Genomic DNA, 17,575 nt, shown 5'->3' on the forward strand with positions numbered 1-17,575 from the left:
CGCCGCTAACCAGGTTAAGTGCTGCGGCTAGCGCTGGGTTTCGTGCGTTCTACTCGCCTTCTTGTGGCGCGGGCGCCGAGCCGTTGCCCTCGGCGCGGTAAGCATCAAGCTTCTGCAGGAAGTTGTCGGTGATGTTGACCGAGATTTCGGAACCACCGCCCAAGACAACGAGCGTAGCGAAGGCGATGTCATCGTCGCGGTAACCGGTAAACCAAGCGTGTGAGCCTTCGTTGATCTCAGCCTCACCGGTCTTGCCGTAAATAGTACCGCCGGCCTGCATACCCGATGCCGTACCGCCGGTAACCACCGCGCGCATCATGTCGCGGACTTCTTCTAGCACATGTGGGTCAGGTGCCGGGGCGTCCTCAGACGCCTTCGTCTTGTGATTCGACAGCAGAGTCGGCATCGGCGTCTTGCCGGCCGCCACCGTTGCAGAAACCAAAGCTATGCCAAACGGGCTAGCCAAGTCCGTGCCCTGGCCATACCCTGCTTCGGTGCGTTCCAACGGAGTCTTGCCCTCTGGAATGGAGCCCGTGATAGTGGTCAGCCCCGGGATGTCGTAATCAATGCCCAGGCCGAACTCCTTGCCCGTCTTCGCCAACTCGCCTTCCTTCAGGTTCGTCGAAGCCTCAGCGAAGGTGGTGTTACAAGACTGTGCAAAAGCCTCGCGCATCGGCACGCTGCCCAGCGAAAAGCCGTCGAAGTTAGTGACGGTGCGGCCGAACAGATTCATCGTGCCCGGGCACGGGACGATGGTATCCGGCGTAGCGCCCTGCTTATCCACCGCGGCCGAGGCCGTGATGATCTTGAACACCGAACCCGGCGGGAACTGCCCCTGCAGCGCGATATCGCCCTTCTTGTCTGCCTGTTCAGTCTGCGCAACGGCAAGGATCTCACCGTTGGAGGGGCGGATGGCAACGAGCATCGTCTCGGAGTCAGCACGCATGTTCACCGCTTCCTGGGCCGCGCGCTGCACGTTGTAGTCCAAGCCAACGCGAATGGAGGGAGATTCCTCGGGTTGATGCAGCTCGACGTCGCTAAGCGCGGCACCGTTCTCATTGACCACCGAAATAGACCAACCAGAATTGCCCTCGACCTCATCCGAAACAATCGAGCGCACGCGCGCCAGGATATCCGGGGCCAGGCCCGTCTCCCTCGCCACCATCGCAGGCTCCTCGTTCAAACGCACGCCTTTGATGTGCTCTAACTGCGGGCGCACCTGCTCAACCTGGGCCTCATTGAGCAACGTCACCGAGTAGCTATTGCCCTCAGAGCCCTCCAGCTCCTTAGCTAACTCCCCCGCGTCCTTCTCCGGCACGGAATCGTCCTTGGCGTGCGCCTGGTTCAACGCGTTTGAAATCTTGGCAGCCAGCGGGCGCATATCCCCCGCCTTTTCCTTGTCCACCACCACGCGGTACTGCAGGCCCGGCGATAATAGCTCCACGCCGTCGGAGGAAACCACGCTCGCACGCTTGGCGTCAATGGCGCGCAGCTCCAAGTGCTGATGTGCGCCCAAGTTCGGGTGAACCAGGCTCGGCTGCCAGCGCACCTGCCAGTCCTTGTCCTTCTTGGTCAAGGTCATCTCGGTGTCGTAGCTCAAGGTGCGGTCCTTGGGCAGGTCCCACGTCACTTTGTACTTGGCCGTGGCGTGCGTGTCATCCTGGGTAACATCGCCAAGCTCAATATCAAGACCTTCTGCCTGCAGGCCCGAGTAGGTGGCATCCAGCGTGGACGTGGTGGCGTCCGGATTATCCACCAGCGTTGCCAGCTCATCGTTGTTGCGGGCTTCCATGTCCGCGATGAATTTTTCCGCCACCGGCCCCGCCGAAACAAGTTTCGGCGTGCACGCCACAAGCGAGCTAGCCCCAAACGAAGCCGCACATAGCAGCGCCAACATCTTTCTCATGTTTCGGCATACTAGTAGCCGAAAGAGACAAAAAGTCCGCCCCACGCCGAAGCGTGAAGCGGACGATTTTGAGCGTATTTTTATGCTGAGTTTTCTGTGGTCCCTAGCGTGTTACGCGGACCTCAGCCTTGGCACCCTCGACGGCCTCCAAGCCTTCCTCGTCAGCAATGCGCATAGCTTCCTCGATGAGGGTTTCCACAATCTGGGACTCAGGGACAGTCTTAATGACCTTGCCCTTGACAAAGATCTGGCCCTTGCCGTTGCCGGAAGCAACACCCAAGTCGGCATCGCGAGCCTCACCTGGGCCGTTAACAACACAACCCATAACAGCCACGCGCAGCGGGAACTCCATACCCTCGAGACCAGCGGTAACTTCCTCGGCGAGCTTATAAACGTCCACCTGGGCACGGCCACAAGACGGGCAGGAGACGATCTCCAGCTTGCGTGGACGCAGGTTTAGCGACTGCAGAATCTGGTCACCAACCTTGATTTCCTCAACCGGATCGGCGGAAAGCGAAACGCGGATGGTATCGCCAATGCCCTCAGAAAGCAGGGCGCCGAAAGCCACGGAGGACTTGATGGTGCCCATGAACTTCGGGCCCGCCTCGGTAACGCCGAGGTGCAGCGGATAATCGGTCTTCGCAGCCAGCTGGCGATAAGCCTCGACCATCAGGACTGGGTCAGAGTGCTTCACGGAAATTGCGATGTCGCCGAAGCCATGCTCCTCAAAGAGGCCAGCCTCCCAGATAGCGGACTCGACGAGGGCCTCCGGGGTGGCCTTGCCGTACTTTTCGAGCAGGCGCTTATCCAGGGAGCCGCCGTTGACGCCAATGCGGATCGGGATGCCAGCGTCACCGGCTGCCTTAGCAACTTCCTTGACGCGGCCGTCGAACTCCTTGATGTTACCCGGGTTCACGCGGATAGCCGCGCAGCCGGCATCGATGGCCTGGAAGATGTACTTCGGCTGGAAGTGAATATCGGCGATGACCGGGATCGGCGACTTCTTCGCAATCGCTGGCAGCGCCTCGGCGTCGACTGGCTTCGGGCAAGCAACGCGCACGATGTCACAACCGGTGGCGGTCAGCTGCGCGATCTGCTGCAGCGTGGCATTAACGTCGTGGGTCTTGGTGGTGGTCATGGACTGCACCGAAATCGGGTGCTCGGAGCCAACGCCAACAGGGCCTACGAAAAGCTGACGCGTTTTGCGTCGCGGAGCCAAGGTAGGAGGTGGGCCGTCTGGGATACCAAGACCGATTGGGGTCGACATGAATGCTCCTTAACCAAGCATGGAATTTAAATGGGGATTTAACGTCACCACTTTAGCACCGCTAAGTGGTGCGCCTCTTGCCCGCCCTGCGCCCGAGGCGAGCAATAGCGCTAAGCCGAAGAGGCTTAGCCGAAGAGGCGGATCGGGTTGACCACATCGGCGACGATGATGAGCGCACCAACCACCATCAGCACGGCCGCGATGGCATAAGTAATAGGCATCAAGGCTGTGTAGTCGGCCGGACCCTTCGGCTCCTTGCCAAGCAAGCGGCGGATGGCGTCGCGAATCTTTTCATAAATGATGACCGCAATGTGACCGCCATCAAAAGGCGGCAGCGGAATGAGGTTGAACAAAGCCAGGAAGAAGTTCAGCGTCGCCAGCATCATGAAGAAGGTCGACCACAGGCTACGCTCCACCAGCTCGCCGCCTACCCGGGAAGCGCCAACCACTGACATCGGACCGTTGACATCGCGCTCGTGACCAAAGATGGAGGCCACTACCCCAGGTACCTTGGCCGGGAACTGAATGATGCCGTCGACAGTCGCGTCTAAGACATAGCCCGCATAACGCGCCGTGGCCGGGAAGGCGCCGATAAAGTCATGCTTTTCCGTGGTATCTACCGGCTGGTTGACCAGGCCGATGGAGCCGGCGTCGACAAGCGCGCCCTCCTGATTCAAACGCTTGACCGAATCCAGAGTGATCTCCAGCGTCTTGTGCTGGCCATCGCGCTCGACCTCGAGTTGCACCTTCTCCCCCGGGCGCGGGAAGACCTCCTCGCGCAGCTGCGCAAAGCTTTGCAAAGGCTTGCCGTCCAAGGCCACGACGATGTCGCCGACCTTCACTCCAGCCTTGCCCGCAGGCCCCTCGCCCTGGCAGTCCGCAAACTCGCCCTGCTGGTTCTGATCTGCTGAGCAAACCACCTCGCCCACTCGTGGGCGCACGTCTGCATCCGGGTTCGGAATGCCCGCCGTCATGGCGATGAGCAGCAAGATGACAAAACCCAAAAAGAGGTTGACCGTGATGCCGCCAGCCATCACGATGACGCGCTGCCATGCCGGCTTTTTGTACATCGCATGCGGCTCTTCCTCCTCCGTGAGGAAGTCATCTTGTTCCGTCATGCCCGCGATGTCGCAGAAACCGCCCACCGGGAAGGCCGCTAGGCCGTACTCGGTGTACCCGCGAGTAAAGCCCGCGATCTTGGGGCCAAAGCCGATGTAGAAACGGCGCACGCGCATGCCGAAAGCACGAGCGCTGAACATGTGTCCAGCCTCGTGCAAAGCAACGGTGATACCGATTCCCAGGGCGAATAAGACGATGCCCAGGATATTTGCCATAGTGGTGAAAGCTTTCTAGTTAGCCAAAGTGTCCACCAGCGCGTTTGCGCGCCGGCGGGCCTCGCCCTCAACGGCGATTACATCCTCGACGGATGAGGGTACACCAGCGAACTGGGAGGCCTCCCCCACGACCTTGTCAACCACGTCGACGATCTCTGGGAAGTGGATGCGGCCTGCCAAGAAAGCCGCCGCAGCCTCCTCGTTCGCGGCGTTGTAGACCGCCGGATGCGTGCCACCCGCCTCCGCCGCGGCGCGGGCAAGGGAAACGGCGGGGAACGCGGCGTCGTCAAGCGGCTCAAAGTGCCAATCGTGCGCCTTGGAAAAATCGAGCGCCGGCTGCGCACCGGGCACGCGATGCGGCCAATCCAGCGCCAGGGAAATCGGCAGCTTCATCGAAGGTGGCGAAGCCTGGGCAATGGTGCAGCCATCCTTGAAGGTAGCCATGGAATGAATGATGGACTGCGGGTGCACCGTAACGTCGATGCGCTCGGGGGCAATGTCGAAGAGCAAGGTGGCCTCGATAAGCTCCAAGCCTTTATTAATTAAGGTCGCGGAATTAAGCGTATTCATCTGCCCCATGGACCACGTGGGGTGCTGCGCCGCTTGCTGCGGGGTCACGTCCCACATCTCCTCACGCGTGCGGCCGCGGAAAGGGCCACCCGAAGCCGTCAACACGAGCTTATCCAGCTCCCCTTCCGCGCCGGAGCGCAGGCACTGCGCCATGGCGGAATGCTCGGAATCGACCGGGATGATCTGGCCCGGTTTTGCCATGCGGGTGACAATATGGCCGCCGGCCACCAGAGATTCTTTATTGGCCAGGGCAAGAAACGCCCCCTGCTCCAGCGTGGCGATGGTAGAGCGCAGGCCCATCGAGCCCACCAAGGCGTTGAGCACCTTGTCTGCTTCGACTTCGCGCACCAACTGCTCAGCGGCATCCGCGCCCGTGCGCACCGGGCCTCCCAAGGCTGCTGAGACTTCGCGTGCAGCCTGCTCACTCGCCACCGCCACGTGGTCAAACGAAAGATTGAGAGCACGGGCCTGCTCTATCACTAATTGCGGGTTGGAACCGCCCGCGGCGATGCCGACTACTTGGAATTTATCCGGGTTATCGGCGATAACTTCCAGTGCCTGGGTGCCGATGGAGCCCGTGGACCCGAGAATAAGAATGCGCTGTGTACTCACCTCTCCAACCCTAGCGAGCCGCGGCCAAAATAGGGTGAGCGAAATTGCCGGGGGTGTTTCTTCGCTAACGCGCAGAGGATGATTTAAACTACTACACAGAATAAATGGCATTTCATGTGCGCACTAGACCTAAGCCGCATGTACACGCAAAGGAGAGCAAGTGTCTTCCCATAAGCCGGCATCGCAGATTTTCGACGGCATTTCCACTGAGGATGTCCCATCCGCAGGTTTCGGTTGGTCCCGCATCAGCCGCTCTGGCGTTCAGATCGCTGGCTGGATTTCTGTACTCTTCCTGCTGGCCTACAACTTCGGTAACCACAAGGGCCACGTTGAGACCGTCTGGCTCATCGCTCTTGCCGTCGTTCTTGCTCTGGGCCTTATCATCTTTGCCCTGCGCCCGAACCTCTCCCAGGTGCGTACCGTCACCGCTCGCAACCAGCCGGTTGGCCACGTTGAGCCGGACTGGGTATATGACCAGAAGACGGTTTCCGGCTCCTACGCTGAGCTTAGCGACGCAGAGCTGCGCGCCCTGAACATCGACCCGGCTCGCGTTTCCCACCTGCGCGTCGAGCGCGGAACCGCTCGTCCAGCTCACAAGGCAATGCACTAAACGCATACGCGAAATACTCCCCGCCACCCACGTTGCTGTTGGGTGACGGGGAGATTTTTATGCGCTCTTTAGCTGAAGCGCCGCCCAAGGCGAGCTTGGGCGGCGTGAGTGGCTTGGGCGGCGTGAGTGGCTTGGGCGGCGTGAGTGGCTTGGGCGGCGTGAATGGCTCGGGTGGATTGGCCGAGCTTTAGGCGGACTCGCGCTCGTCGGCAGCGAGCTGGCCGCAGGCGGCGGCGATTTCATCGCCCTTAGTATCGCGGACGGTGCACGGCACGCCCTGTGCGATGACACGGCGGACGAACTCGTCCTGGCGGTCCCTCGGTGCGGCGTCCCACTCAGAGCCCGGGGTTGGGTTCAGCGGGATGACGTTGACGTGCACCTTGGAGCCGAGCGCGCGGTGCAGCTTCTGCCCCAGCATGTCGGCGCGGAAGTCCTGATCATTCTTGTCACGGATGAGCGCATACTCGATGGAGACGCGACGGCCGGACTTGTCAGCGTAGTAACGAGCGGCGTCGAGGACCTCCTCGACCGGCCAGCGGTTGTTGACCGGAACCAGGGAATCACGCAGCTCATCGTCTGGAGTGTGCAGGGAGACTGCCAGGGTGCAGGAGAGGTCTTCGTCGGCAAGCTTGCGGATAGCTGGAGCAAGTCCCACGGTGGAAACCGTCACGTTGCGCTGGGAAAGGCCAAAGCCCGTCAAGTCCTGGCCGGTTATCTGGCGCACGGCGTGAACCACGCGCTTGTAGTTGGCCAGCGGCTCGCCCATACCCATGAACACCACGTTGGACAGGCGGCCGCCTTCTTCCTCCATGAGCTTGGCGGCGTGGCGGAACTGCTCCACGATCTCTGCGGTGGACAGGTTGCGGTCGAGGCCGCCCTGACCGGTAGCGCAGAACGGGCACGCCATGCCGCAGCCGGCCTGGGAAGAAATACACAAGGTGGCGCGGCCCGGGTAGCGCATAAGCACAGACTCGAGCATGGTGCCATCGTGCAGGCGCCACAGGGACTTGGTGGTCTCCCCGTCATCCGTGGAGGTCTGGCGGATGGGAGTCATCAGCGTTGGGAAGAGACGCTCCTGGACTTCCTCACGCTTGCCGGCCGGGATGTCCGTCATCTCGGAGACATCCGCGGTGCGGTGTACGTAGTAGTGCTTTGCCAGCTGGTTCGCGCGGAACTTAGGCAGGCCAATTTCCGCGAGGACGTCAATGCGCTCGTCGTGGGACAGATCCGCGAAGTGCTTCGGCGGCAAACCGCGCCGAGGGGCGGAGAAATTAAGTTTCAATGCTTCAGCCATGGTTCCGCCCATTTTTCCACGTTTTCGGCACTTTTACCCAATTGAAACCGAGGCGAAGTGGCACAATCGACAGCTCGCAGGATTAAATAGACATATGACACAAAACGAATTCCCCGCAGACGAGACCGCCTACGCGCCAGAGACCACCGCTGATAACACCACTGGCACGCACACCGAAGTTGAGTCCACTTACTCCCAGCAAGAGGACACGAAGGTCAAAGGATCTTTCGCAGCTTCCACCTGGGCCGCACTGATCGTGGAATTCCTGCTGCTCATCGTCCTCATCGTCTTTATCCTGCAGAACCAGCAGAAGGTGCCGATGAACTTCCTGAACTGGTCGGGCGAATTCCCGGCTGGCATCGCCTACCTCATCTTCGCCATCGCCGGCGCACTGATCATGGCACTGGTTGGCATGTGGCGCATGTTCGAGCTGCGCCGCCAGGTGCGCAAGCAGGCCAAGGCACGCAACCGCTAAATACCCAGCGAGCCAAACACTAATACATTAAAAATCTCCTCCCGCATCTTCTTAAGTCACGCTCGACGCGTGGCCGGAAGAGAGGGAGGAGTCTTTTTGGTTTTGCCTTCGGCTAAAAATTTAGAAACCGTGGAAATTAGCCAAGAAGTTCACGGCCACCCAGGTCACCATGGCGGAAGGAAGCATGCCGTCGAGGCGATCCATTAAGCCGCCGTGGCCGGGAAGAATCTGGGACATGTCCTTGATACCCAGCTCGCGCTTAAATTGGGATTCCACGAGGTCGCCCAAGGTGGCGCAGAACACCAGACCCAAGCCCATCAGGCCGCCTACCCATGCATCGTGGTGCAGCAGCAGCTTCACGCTAAGGGCACCGGTGGCAACGCCAAAGATGACCGAGCCGATAAAACCTTCCCACGACTTCTTGGGGCTTACTGCAGGAGCCATGGGGTGCGAGCCGAACATCACGCCGGCTACGTAGCCGCCGGTGTCAGAGGCCACGACACAGAGCATGAAGGCCACAATCGACGCCGCGCCAGAGGCGAACGGGGTCTCCACGCGGGACAGCATCGCCGCAAACGTGGCAAACAAAGGAATCCAGGTCAGGACGAAAAGTCCCACGGACATATCGCGCAGATAGTTAATCGGCGGGCGATGCCGGCCGTTGTGGAAGAGACGGCCAAACATGAGTGCCAAGACGGCGACGACGTAGACCGCTACGAGGCCGGGGGCTCCCAGAGGCCAGGAGACCCAAAGCATCGCCTGGCCCAAGACGATGAGCAGGGTGCGAGGCATAAAAAAGGAATGCTCGCGCAGGCGTGTGAGTACTTCCCACATTGCGATAGCGACGGCTACTGCCACGACCATGTACCAAGCAAAGGCACCGGCCCAGACGGCAAAGACAACGAGTGCGCCAAGGCCCACGCCTACCCCGACCGCCGCAGGCAGGTCACGGCCCGCGCCGTTCTTCGGCTTGGGCAGACGACGATTCGACTCGCTAGTCACGCGCGCTCCTTCCACAGGAAGATGGGATACTCACAAAAAAGCGCCGCCGAGCTGAAAGTGCCCGGCGGCCAGGTTCGAGGTGCTTAGACCTCCATCAACTCGTTTTCCTTGTTGGCAACGAGCTTATCCACCTGGTCGATATAACCCGCGGTGGTCTTTTCCATTTCCTTTTCGGCTGCAACGACTTCGTCCTCGCCGGCGTCGCCGTCCTTCTGCAGCTTCTTCAGCTGGTCCATGGCCTTGCGGCGGATGTTGCGGATAGCAATCTTTCCGTCTTCGCCCTTGCCTTTTGCCTGCTTGACGAGGTCGCGGCGGCGCTCCTCGGTCAGCTGCGGGATGGTTACGCGCAGAACGTGGCCGTCGTTGGTTGGGTTAACGCCCAAGTCGGAGTTGCGGATAGCGTTTTCGATCTCTTGGATCATGGACTGTTCATAAGGCTTGATGAGCATCATGCGTGGTTCCGGAACGGAGATGGTAGCCATCTGGGTGATCGGGGTCGGCGCACCGTAGTACTCAGCGACCAGGCCGTTGAACATAGCCGGGTTTGCGCGGCCGGTACGGATGGTGACCAGCTGCTCGCGGGTGTGCTCCACCGAAGCGGTCATGTGCTCTTCTGCTTCGAGCTGGATCTCGTCGATCATTGGGTTAAAACTCCCCTTTTCGAATTTAAAGTAACTGGGATTGAATCTAGCAGGATCGCACGCCTTCTGGGGCGAAGGACGTGGCCTAAAGTACTTTCTTAGTCTTCCTTGGACTGAACCAGGGTGCCGATCTGCTCGCCGTTGACGGCGCGCTTGATGTTGCCCTCAGTCAGCAGGTTGAACACCAGGATTGGCATGTCATTATCCATGCAGAGGCTGAACGCGGTGGCGTCTGCAACCTTTAGCCCCTTCTCGATGACCTCACGCGGGGTGATTTCGGAGTAGAGCTCCGCATCAGGGTTGGTGCGTGGGTCGTCGGAATAGACGCCGTCGACAGCCTTGGCGAGGAAGAGCACCTCTGCCCCAATTTCCAGCGCGCGCTGTGCGGCGGTGGTGTCAGTGGAAAAGTACGGCATGCCCATGCCAGCGCCGAAAATAACCACGCGGCCCTTTTCCAAGTGGCGGTCTGCGCGCAGCGGCAGGTAAGGCTCTGCGATCTGAGCCATGTTGATGGAGGTCTGCACGCGGCAATCGACGCCCTGCTGCTTCAGGAAGTCCTGCAGTGCAAGGGAGTTCATAACGGTGCCCAGCATGCCCATGTAGTCAGAACGGGCGCGATCCATGCCGCGCTGGGAAAGCTCGGCGCCGCGGAAGAAGTTACCGCCGCCAATGACTACGGCAACCTCGGTGCCCTGCTTTGCAATCTCGGCGATCTGCTGGGCGACGTTTTCTACAACGTCTGGGTCGATGCCGACCTTGCCACCTCCGAACATTTCACCGCCCAGCTTAAGCATTACGCGCTTGTATCCGGTTCGCTTGGTGTCAGGGTTAGCCACGGCCTTCATCGTCTCCTTAATGCGGGCGTTTTTAAGTCCGTTCCATCTTACCCACACAAGCTCTATTGCTCATATTCAATGGGGTGGATGCCACCCGCACAGAAAACGCGAAATGGTCCTGCCGCAATTGCGACAGGACCACTAGAAAGTCTGCAGCTAAAAAGCAAGCAGCTTTAAATCGAAGCCTTAGGCGCCGACCTCATAACGCACGAAGCCCTTGATGGTGGTGCCAGCTTCCTCAGCAACCTGCTTGACGGTCTTCTTGGAGTCGGACAGTGCAGCCTGCTCAAGCAGAACGACGGACTTGTAGAAGCCGTTCAGGCGACCTTCCACGATCTTCGGCAGAGCAGCTTCCGGCTTGCCCTCCTCGCGGGTGGTAGCCTCAGCGATCTCGCGCTCCTTCTCAACGACCTCAGCCGGAACGTCCTCGCGGGTCAGGTACTCAGCGTTCATAGCTGCGATCTGCAGAGCAACAGCGTGTGCGCCCTCAGCGTTGCCCTCGTAGGAAACGAGAACGCCAACTGCCGGCGGCAGGTCAGCGGAACGCTGGTGCAGGTAGACAGCGACGTTGTCGCCCTCGAGGGTGACTGCACGGCGTGCCTGCAGCTTCTCGCCGGTCTTTGCGGACTCTTCGTCGACGATCTCAGAAACCTTCTTGCCGTCGATCTCGAGGTTGTTCAGCTCCTCGCCGGAGTTGACCTTAGCCTCGCCAGCAGCCTCAGCGATCTTGGTAGCGAAAGCCTTGAATGCCTCGTTCTTTGCAACGAAGTCGGTCTCGCAGTTGATTTCGACCATGGTGTTGCCGGAAACAGCAACGAGGCCCTCGGTAGCCTCGCGCTCAGCGCGCTTGGAAACGTTCTTTGCGCCCTTGATGCGCAGGAACTCTACGGCCTTGTCGTAGTCACCGTTGGACTCGTCGAGTGCCTTCTTGCAATCAAGCATGCCGGAGCCGGTAGCCTCGCGCAGTGCCTTTACGTCTGCAGCAGTGTAGTTCGCCATAGTTCGGGCGATCCTCCTTGGTTTCAAACAGTATTCGATGTGACAGCGTACTCGACGCTAACGTTTTACGCCGCCCTTGGGGGTGAGTTTTTACAGAAGAATAAACCCCCGCGGCCGTAATCCAACGGTAGCGGGGGCTTAGCCTAAAGTCTTTTACTCTGCGGACTCAGCAGATGCTGGGTCGGAAGCAGCAGCAGCCTCTGCTGCGTCGCGAGCTTCCTTCTCAGCGGAGTCGCCGGCAGCTTCCTTAGCTGCAGCCAGCTGGCGCTCCTCGCGGGCCTTCTTGCCCTCTTCAACTGCGGTGGCGATGATGCCGGACAGCAGTTTGGTAGCGCGGATTGCGTCGTCGTTGCCCGGGATCGGGAAGTCAACGTCATCCGGATCGCAGTTGGTGTCCAGGATGGCAACAACTGGAATGTTCAGCTTCTGAGCTTCCTTAACCGCGATGTGCTCCTTGTTGGTGTCAACAATCCACAGTGCGGAAGGCGCCTTGGTCATCTCGGAGATGCCACCGAGAACGCGCTCCAGCTTGACGCGCTCGCGCGTCAGCATGAGAACTTCTTTCTTGGTGCGGCCCTTGTAGCCGTCTTCAGCTGCGTCCATTGCCTGAAGCTCCTTCATGCGCTTCAGACGCTTGGAAACGGTCTGGAAGTTGGTGAGCATGCCGCCCAGCCAACGGTGGTTGACGTAAGGCATGCCAACGCGAGTTGCTTCCTCAGCAACTGCTTCCTGAGCCTGCTTCTTGGTGCCGACGAAGAGGATGGTGCCGCCGTGGGCAACGGTCTCCTTGACGAACTCGAAAGCCTCATCGATGTAGGTCAGGGTCTGCTGAAGATCGATGATGTAGATGCCGTTACGGTCGGTGAAGATGAAACGCTTCATCTTTGGGTTCCAACGACGGGTCTGGTGGCCGAAGTGCACACCAGCGTCGAGGAGCTCGCGCATGGTTACAACTGCCATGATTCGCTCGCTTTCTGTTGTTATTTCGGTTTTGCAAGAAAATGTGCGGTGTTTTATTCCGCACCCTAGCAACGAAGGCTCTGGTCAACACCCCACTTCATGTGGGGACCGCGTCAACACAGGGCTGTTTCTTCCTTAACCCAGGAAGCAACGACTTCGCCGCGCGTAGTCAGCGCATCGAAATGTTTTTAAACATGCCAGACACACTGCTGGGGCAAATTCTAGCCGCATCCTGCGCACTAGTCCAAAACGAGTGGCGCTTTTCCACAATTTTTCGCTGACGCGGCCCCAAACTGCGCCACATCGTTCACATGCACCTCACTAACCCCAGTTTGTTCACAGCGCATTAATCAACTCTTTCGCCACCACTGCCCCATTGCAAAAACTAGGTCTATGAAACTCAACGCAAAGAACCTGTCTTGGATACACACAAAGCCGACTGTCTGCTGGCTCGCTCTGTGCCTCGGCGCCTTTCAACTGGTCATTCTTCCCTGTGTTCCCGGCGCGCCCAACACGCCGACCGCATGGGCATATGTCGATCCCACGACGGGCGCTGCCATGGCAACGCGGGTTTTGGAAGGTTTTGATCCACCGGCACAGAAGTGGAACGCTGGTCATCGCGGTGTGGACCTGGCGCTTTCGATTGGCTCTGACGTACGCGCTGCTGGCGACGGCGAGGTCTACTTTGTTGGCAAGGTGGCGGGCAAACCCGTACTTTCCATCGCACATGCCGATGGCGTGCGCACGACCTATCAGCCTGTATTCGGGCATGTGGCCAAAGGCGATAAGGTCCGCGAGGGCCAAATCATTGGCAGGTTAGCGCCACCGGTGGACGGCAAGCCTGGCCTGCACTGGGGCGCGCTTATCGACGGCCCGGAAAAGACGTATATCGATCCGCTTTCGCTTCTCGACGCCCCGGTGATCCGGCTTAAGCCCGTGGATGGGCCTTAGAGTAAACGTCCTTGAGCCGCTGTGCGGAAACGTGGGTATAAACCTGCGTGGTCTGCAAGGACGAGTGCCCCAAAAGCTCCTGCACCACGCGCAGGTCTGCGCCGCCTTCTAGAAGGTGGGTCGCCGCTGTGTGCCGCAAGCTGTGCGGGCTTAGCCCATTGGCGCCGGTTACCTGTGCGGCTTTCTCCACCACGCGGCGTACCTGGCGTTGGTCAATACGCCCACCGCGTGTGCCCACGAAGACGGCTTCCGTCTCCCCCGCCAATTGCGCGCGGCCCTTATCCAGCCAAGTGCGCAAGGCATCAGCGGCTGCCTCTCCAAAAGGCACCACGCGCTGTTTGTTTCCTTTACCGGTAACCCGCGCGGTCTGCCGGCGCAGATCGAGGTCACCGATATCGAGGCCGGCAAGCTCTGCCACACGCATGCCGGTGGCGTAGAGCAGCTCCAGCATCGCACTATCACGCAGGAAATGAACCTCGTCGGCCGAGACGGCATTGCCCACGAGCTCCCCTGCTTCGTTCTCCCCCAGAACCTTAGGCAGGTGTTTGCCCACCTTCGGAGTCACCAAGCGCGCTGCAACGTCCGAGCCAAGATGGCCTTCGCGCACCGCCCACGTCGAAAACGCTCGAACCGCCGCGGTGCGGCGTGCCAAGGTGGCTCGGGACTTGCCGGCGGTGACAGCCTCACCGAGCCAGGCGCGCAATGCGTTCAGGTCGAAACTCGCAAAATCTGGAACGCTACGAGCTAAGTCCCGAAGGTCAGAGCGGTATCCCTTCACCGTGGCCTGCGAGCGCCCACGGATGAGCAGCTGGTGCTCGGCGAAATCCTCGATTGCCTCCACCAGCTGCCCAGATAGCTCCTCCGCGCTCCGTGTCATGTCCCAGGAGTCTACTCCAGTTGCAGAAGGCTCAACATTCCCCTGTCTAGCGCAGCGCCTTTGTCGCCTTTGTCATTTGTGTTCTCGTATCTCATTCACTGCGCCGCCAGTGCTTGCCCTCGCGCATGACCAGCCCCTGTTTCTGCAAAGCCACCAAGAGGTGGACACACAAGGCCACGCGCATGCCTGCTTGTTGCGCGATGTCTTCTGCGGTTGCACCTTCCTCGCTATTTTGTGGCGCGGCATCAAAGACCTTGAGCTCGTTGCGAGATAGCTGCTGCACCTTGCTCGGAGCAAAGTCGAGCTCGTATTGCCCTGCCGCATCCACACTTCCGACGTTGCCCACCAACCCGCGAATCTCATCCACCGATGTTACCAGCTGTGCCCGTTGGTCCTGGATGCGTTGATGGCATCCCAGCGAGCCTGCTGTGGTGACTGGCCCTGGCACCGCCATGGTTACCCGGCCGAGCGCCTCCGCCCAGTTCAAAGTGTTGAGAGCCCCTGAACGAAACGCGGCTTCTACCACCACAGTGCCGGCCGAAAGCGCCGCGACCAAGCGGTTGCGAGTGAGAAAACGATGACGCTGCGGGGTAGTCCCCGGCGCGAACTCGGAGATGACGCATCCGCTTTCCGCGATCCGCGCGAACAAGGACGCATTGCGCGCAGGATAGTTAACATCAATGCCGCATGGCGCAACCGCGACTGTTTGGCCGCCTGCTTCCAAAGTTGCTTCATGGATAGTCGTATCCACGCCCAGCGCCCCGCCCGAAACTGTGGTCCATTGATGGCTGGCCAGGCCCCCAGCCAGCAACTTGGAGACCTCCCAGCCATAGCGACTAATCGCGCGTGTTCCCACGAGAGCTACCGACTGAGCCACGCATTCGCGCACGGACTTGCCTTTCACCCACAGCGCATGCGGTGGAACGGCCTGGCTATCAAAGGTCGCCGGGGCATCGGCGCTGCCTGACTGATAGAAGCCGAAGGCCTGCGCGAATTCTTCCCTAGGCCATTCAGCATCCTCAGGAGTAATCAGCCGCGCGCCCACGCGCTGCGCCGCTGCCAAGTCTTCGTCCTGCCGCAGCCAGTCCCTCCTACTTGCCGTCTCATCTCGCAGCGCACCAATCCAGTCCGCCGCGTGATAGACACCATGTGCCACCTCATCCACGGGGTACTGGGACAACAAACCGTGCAGGGTACGAGACGGGCCTTCCACCACTCGGTTGAGATAGACCCAAGCATGCAGCGAAGTAGACAAATTTAAGCTACTCATGCCGCCAGCCTTTCCAGCACGCCCGCCCCTCGCAGGTCTAGCGCCTTGCCCACATGGTCGATGTCAGGCTGGGCGCTGCCATCAAGGTCTGCCAGCGTCCACGCTAGGCGTAGTACACGGTCAACGCCGCGCTGGCTTAGCTCGCCCTCTGCAAGATAGGCCGCAAGCATCGCCATTGCAGTCTCCGTCGCAGGACGATTCCGCCGCAAATAGGAAGCCGGCACCGCACCGTTACTGTGAACGGCAAGTCCGTCACCGCGCCAGCGCCGCTTCGCTCTATCCCGTGCTTGCGCGACCCTTTCCGCGATTGCCGCCGAAGGCTCCTCATCCACCGCATGCAAGCTCGCCGCCCGGCCCGATAAATCCACCACCATATCCAAGCGGTCACGCAACGGCCCCGACAAATTTGTGAGATAGTTCCGCCGCTCAGACGCCCTACACCGGCACTTGCTTGGCTCCTCAGCGGCACACCGGCATGGATTGGCGGCCAGCACCAGCTGAAAGCGCGCCGGGAAGGTAACTTCGCGCCGCGCACGCGAGATGGTCACGTGCCCGTCCTCCAAGGGAGCGCGCAGCCCGTCCAATACGCGCGCGGATACTTCGCTGGCCTCGTCGAGGAACAAGACCCCATGATGCGCCAAGCTCACCGCGCCTGGCCGCGGATTCCCCGCACCGCCGCCGAGCAGCGCTGCCCGCGTGACCGAGGAATGGGGCGCAATAAACGGCGCACGGGAGACCACCGCGCCGGGAGTGCCCGCCAAAGAGTGGATGGCTGTGGCCTCGACGGATTGATCGGTGCTCAGCTTGGGCAGGATGGAAGGCAAACGTGCCGCGATCATCGATTTTCCTGATCCCGGCGGGCCCACCATCAACAGGTGATGCCCGCCAGCGGCCGCAACCTCTGCGGCCCACTTCGCTTCCCTCTGGCCCGCGATGTCGCGAAAGTCTGGAACCTCCTCGCATGCGGGTACTGGTACTTCCATCCCCTGCGCCGGAGGCAAGTCCCGGCTGCCGCATGCCCATGCGAAGGCATCGACAAGCGTGTGCGCCACCAGCACGTTCATATCCGGCACCAGCGTCGCCTCAGCTGCATTGCCCGGCGGGATCACCAAGGTATCGAAGCCCTGGGAACGCGCCGTTAGAAGTGCGGGAATGATGCCAGATACTGGGCGCACGCTGCCATCCAAGCCCAGCTCACCAAGCACCAACGCATTATCGAGGAGTTCATTGCGCGGCATCTGTGCAGACAAGATCGCCAACGCCATGGGCAGGTCAAAGTGTGCGCCTGACTTCGGCAACGCCGCTGGCGCCATTGAGACCACCACGCGCGTCTTCGCCCACGGCAGCCGCGAGTTAACCACCGCAGTACGGATGCGGTCTCGCGATTCCGAGATCGCCGTATCCGCCATGCCCACCACCTGCACTCCCGGCAGCCCCGTTCCCACGTTGGCTTCCACCGTGACCACGTGCGCGGTAACGCCTTCGAGGGCCGTCGTATGGCATCTACCGAGCGCCATGCTCCACCCCTTCGTAGTGCGTGAGCTCAAATCCCTGGCCGCGAGCCACCAGTGCCACGACGTCGAAGCGCACCACGGACAAGGGTTTATCCTGCAGCCACTGCGCCGCAGCCTTCCGCATGCGCGCCAGCTTTCGCGGGGTAACGGCTTCGGCTACCCCAAAAGCATCAGAGGCCCTCGTCTTAACTTCTACGAAAACAGTCGTGGCCCCCTCCTGCACGATAAGATCAATCTCGCCCACCGCATAATGCACGTTGGCGGCCAGCACCTGTCCGCCGCGCTCACGATAAAACTTCGCGGCAAATGCCTCCCCGCGTTTTCCTAAAACCTGGTTCTTATTGGACCTTAAAAGCACGCTTTACTCCCCCAAATTCCGAGCTTTCGCCGCGCCCTGGGCTGCGACACCCGCTGAAACGCCGCAAAAGCCGCATCAACTTTTCTTTGTAAGACCCAG

The 17,575-nt window shown here is 60.4% G+C and carries 18 protein-coding genes; 4 read left to right on the top strand and 14 right to left on the bottom strand.

Going from position 1 to position 17,575, the window contains the following annotated elements:
* Positions 1-49: 49 nt before the first annotated feature.
* The 4 genes from QKB66_RS03950 to dxr all read right to left on the bottom strand — a co-directional run bounded on the left by QKB66_RS03950 (position 50) and on the right by dxr (position 5,689).
* Positions 50-1,906 (bottom strand): penicillin-binding transpeptidase domain-containing protein, encoded by a 1,857-nt coding sequence (locus QKB66_RS03950; RefSeq protein ID WP_248091638.1) that lies wholly within the window; start codon positions 1,904-1,906, stop codon positions 50-52.
* A gap of 103 nt (positions 1,907-2,009) precedes the next feature.
* Complete coding sequence (ispG, locus tag QKB66_RS03955) at positions 2,010-3,173, bottom strand: flavodoxin-dependent (E)-4-hydroxy-3-methylbut-2-enyl-diphosphate synthase (protein WP_248091635.1); 1,164 nt, start codon at positions 3,171-3,173, stop codon at positions 2,010-2,012.
* A 125-nt stretch (positions 3,174-3,298) separates the two neighbouring features.
* Complete coding sequence (locus QKB66_RS03960) at positions 3,299-4,507, bottom strand: M50 family metallopeptidase (RefSeq protein ID WP_414252741.1); 1,209 nt, start codon at positions 4,505-4,507, stop codon at positions 3,299-3,301.
* 15 nt (positions 4,508-4,522) lie between these two features.
* Entirely contained in the window at positions 4,523-5,689 is a 1,167-nt protein-coding gene (gene dxr / locus QKB66_RS03965; protein WP_061923187.1) for a 1-deoxy-D-xylulose-5-phosphate reductoisomerase, read from the bottom strand.
* A 160-nt stretch (positions 5,690-5,849) separates the two neighbouring features.
* Here dxr and QKB66_RS03970 point away from each other — a divergent pair, with 160 nt between their 5' ends.
* Both QKB66_RS03970 and QKB66_RS03975 read left to right on the top strand, forming a co-directional pair.
* Complete coding sequence (locus QKB66_RS03970; RefSeq protein ID WP_248091626.1) at positions 5,850-6,299, top strand: DUF2631 domain-containing protein; 450 nt, start codon at positions 5,850-5,852, stop codon at positions 6,297-6,299.
* Positions 6,300-6,358: 59 nt separating this feature from the next.
* On the top strand, positions 6,359-6,490 hold the full coding sequence (locus tag QKB66_RS03975; protein WP_414252742.1) for a hypothetical protein: 132 nt from the start codon (positions 6,359-6,361) through the stop codon (positions 6,488-6,490).
* Here the strand turns inward: QKB66_RS03975 and rlmN are convergent.
* Entirely contained in the window at positions 6,487-7,593 is a 1,107-nt protein-coding gene (gene rlmN / locus QKB66_RS03980; protein ID WP_070497271.1) for a 23S rRNA (adenine(2503)-C(2))-methyltransferase RlmN, read from the bottom strand. The genes QKB66_RS03975 and rlmN overlap by 4 nt on opposite strands.
* Positions 7,594-7,687: 94 nt before the next feature.
* On the opposite strand from rlmN, the gene QKB66_RS03985 reads away from it, so the two are divergent.
* On the top strand, positions 7,688-8,068 hold the full coding sequence (locus tag QKB66_RS03985; RefSeq protein ID WP_414252743.1) for a LapA family protein: 381 nt from the start codon (positions 7,688-7,690) through the stop codon (positions 8,066-8,068).
* Between the two features lie 120 nt (positions 8,069-8,188).
* Here QKB66_RS03985 and QKB66_RS03990 read toward each other — a convergent pair whose 3' ends face one another.
* The 5 genes from QKB66_RS03990 to rpsB all read right to left on the bottom strand — a co-directional run bounded on the left by QKB66_RS03990 (position 8,189) and on the right by rpsB (position 12,506).
* Positions 8,189-9,070: a phosphatidate cytidylyltransferase gene (locus tag QKB66_RS03990; RefSeq protein ID WP_179294363.1), complete on the bottom strand. Its 882-nt coding sequence runs from the start codon at positions 9,068-9,070 to the stop codon at positions 8,189-8,191.
* An 83-nt stretch (positions 9,071-9,153) separates the two neighbouring features.
* Positions 9,154-9,711, bottom strand: coding sequence for a ribosome recycling factor (gene frr / locus QKB66_RS03995; RefSeq protein WP_061923195.1), 558 nt, complete (start codon positions 9,709-9,711; stop codon positions 9,154-9,156).
* Between the two features lie 98 nt (positions 9,712-9,809).
* Positions 9,810-10,556 carry a UMP kinase gene (gene pyrH, locus QKB66_RS04000; RefSeq protein WP_061923198.1) on the bottom strand — a complete coding sequence of 249 codons (747 nt, stop codon included), beginning with the start codon at positions 10,554-10,556 and terminating at the stop codon, positions 9,810-9,812.
* Positions 10,557-10,733: 177 nt separating this feature from the next.
* A complete protein-coding gene (gene tsf / locus QKB66_RS04005) occupies positions 10,734-11,546 on the bottom strand; it encodes a translation elongation factor Ts (protein WP_061923201.1) in 813 nt (270 codons plus the stop codon).
* A gap of 153 nt (positions 11,547-11,699) precedes the next feature.
* Positions 11,700-12,506 carry a 30S ribosomal protein S2 gene (gene rpsB, locus QKB66_RS04010; protein ID WP_061923205.1) on the bottom strand — a complete coding sequence of 269 codons (807 nt, stop codon included), beginning with the start codon at positions 12,504-12,506 and terminating at the stop codon, positions 11,700-11,702.
* A gap of 393 nt (positions 12,507-12,899) precedes the next feature.
* Here rpsB and QKB66_RS04015 point away from each other — a divergent pair, with 393 nt between their 5' ends.
* Positions 12,900-13,457 carry a M23 family metallopeptidase gene (locus QKB66_RS04015; RefSeq protein ID WP_248091618.1) on the top strand — a complete coding sequence of 186 codons (558 nt, stop codon included), beginning with the start codon at positions 12,900-12,902 and terminating at the stop codon, positions 13,455-13,457.
* On the opposite strand, the gene QKB66_RS04020 is transcribed toward QKB66_RS04015, so the two are convergent.
* From QKB66_RS04020 to QKB66_RS04035, 4 genes are all read right to left on the bottom strand, one after another.
* Positions 13,435-14,334, bottom strand: a complete 900-nt coding sequence (locus QKB66_RS04020) for a tyrosine recombinase XerC (protein ID WP_061923208.1) — start codon at positions 14,332-14,334, stop codon at positions 13,435-13,437. The genes QKB66_RS04015 and QKB66_RS04020 overlap by 23 nt on opposite strands.
* 91 nt (positions 14,335-14,425) lie before the next feature.
* Positions 14,426-15,604, bottom strand: a complete 1,179-nt coding sequence (dprA, locus tag QKB66_RS04025; RefSeq protein ID WP_414252744.1) for a DNA-processing protein DprA — start codon at positions 15,602-15,604, stop codon at positions 14,426-14,428.
* Positions 15,601-17,121 (bottom strand): YifB family Mg chelatase-like AAA ATPase, encoded by a 1,521-nt coding sequence (locus QKB66_RS04030; protein ID WP_248091614.1) that lies wholly within the window; start codon positions 17,119-17,121, stop codon positions 15,601-15,603. Before QKB66_RS04030 ends, dprA begins: the two co-directional genes overlap by 4 nt.
* Positions 17,108-17,476, bottom strand: a complete 369-nt coding sequence (locus tag QKB66_RS04035) for a YraN family protein (RefSeq protein ID WP_248091611.1) — start codon at positions 17,474-17,476, stop codon at positions 17,108-17,110. The genes QKB66_RS04030 and QKB66_RS04035 overlap by 14 nt, the downstream gene beginning before the upstream one ends.
* Positions 17,477-17,575: the final 99 nt, after the last annotated feature.

The sequence above is a fragment of the Corynebacterium sp. c25Ua_89 genome (genome assembly GCF_047459735.1).
In the GTDB taxonomy this organism is placed as follows: Bacteria; Actinomycetota; Actinomycetes; order Mycobacteriales; family Mycobacteriaceae; genus Corynebacterium; species Corynebacterium simulans.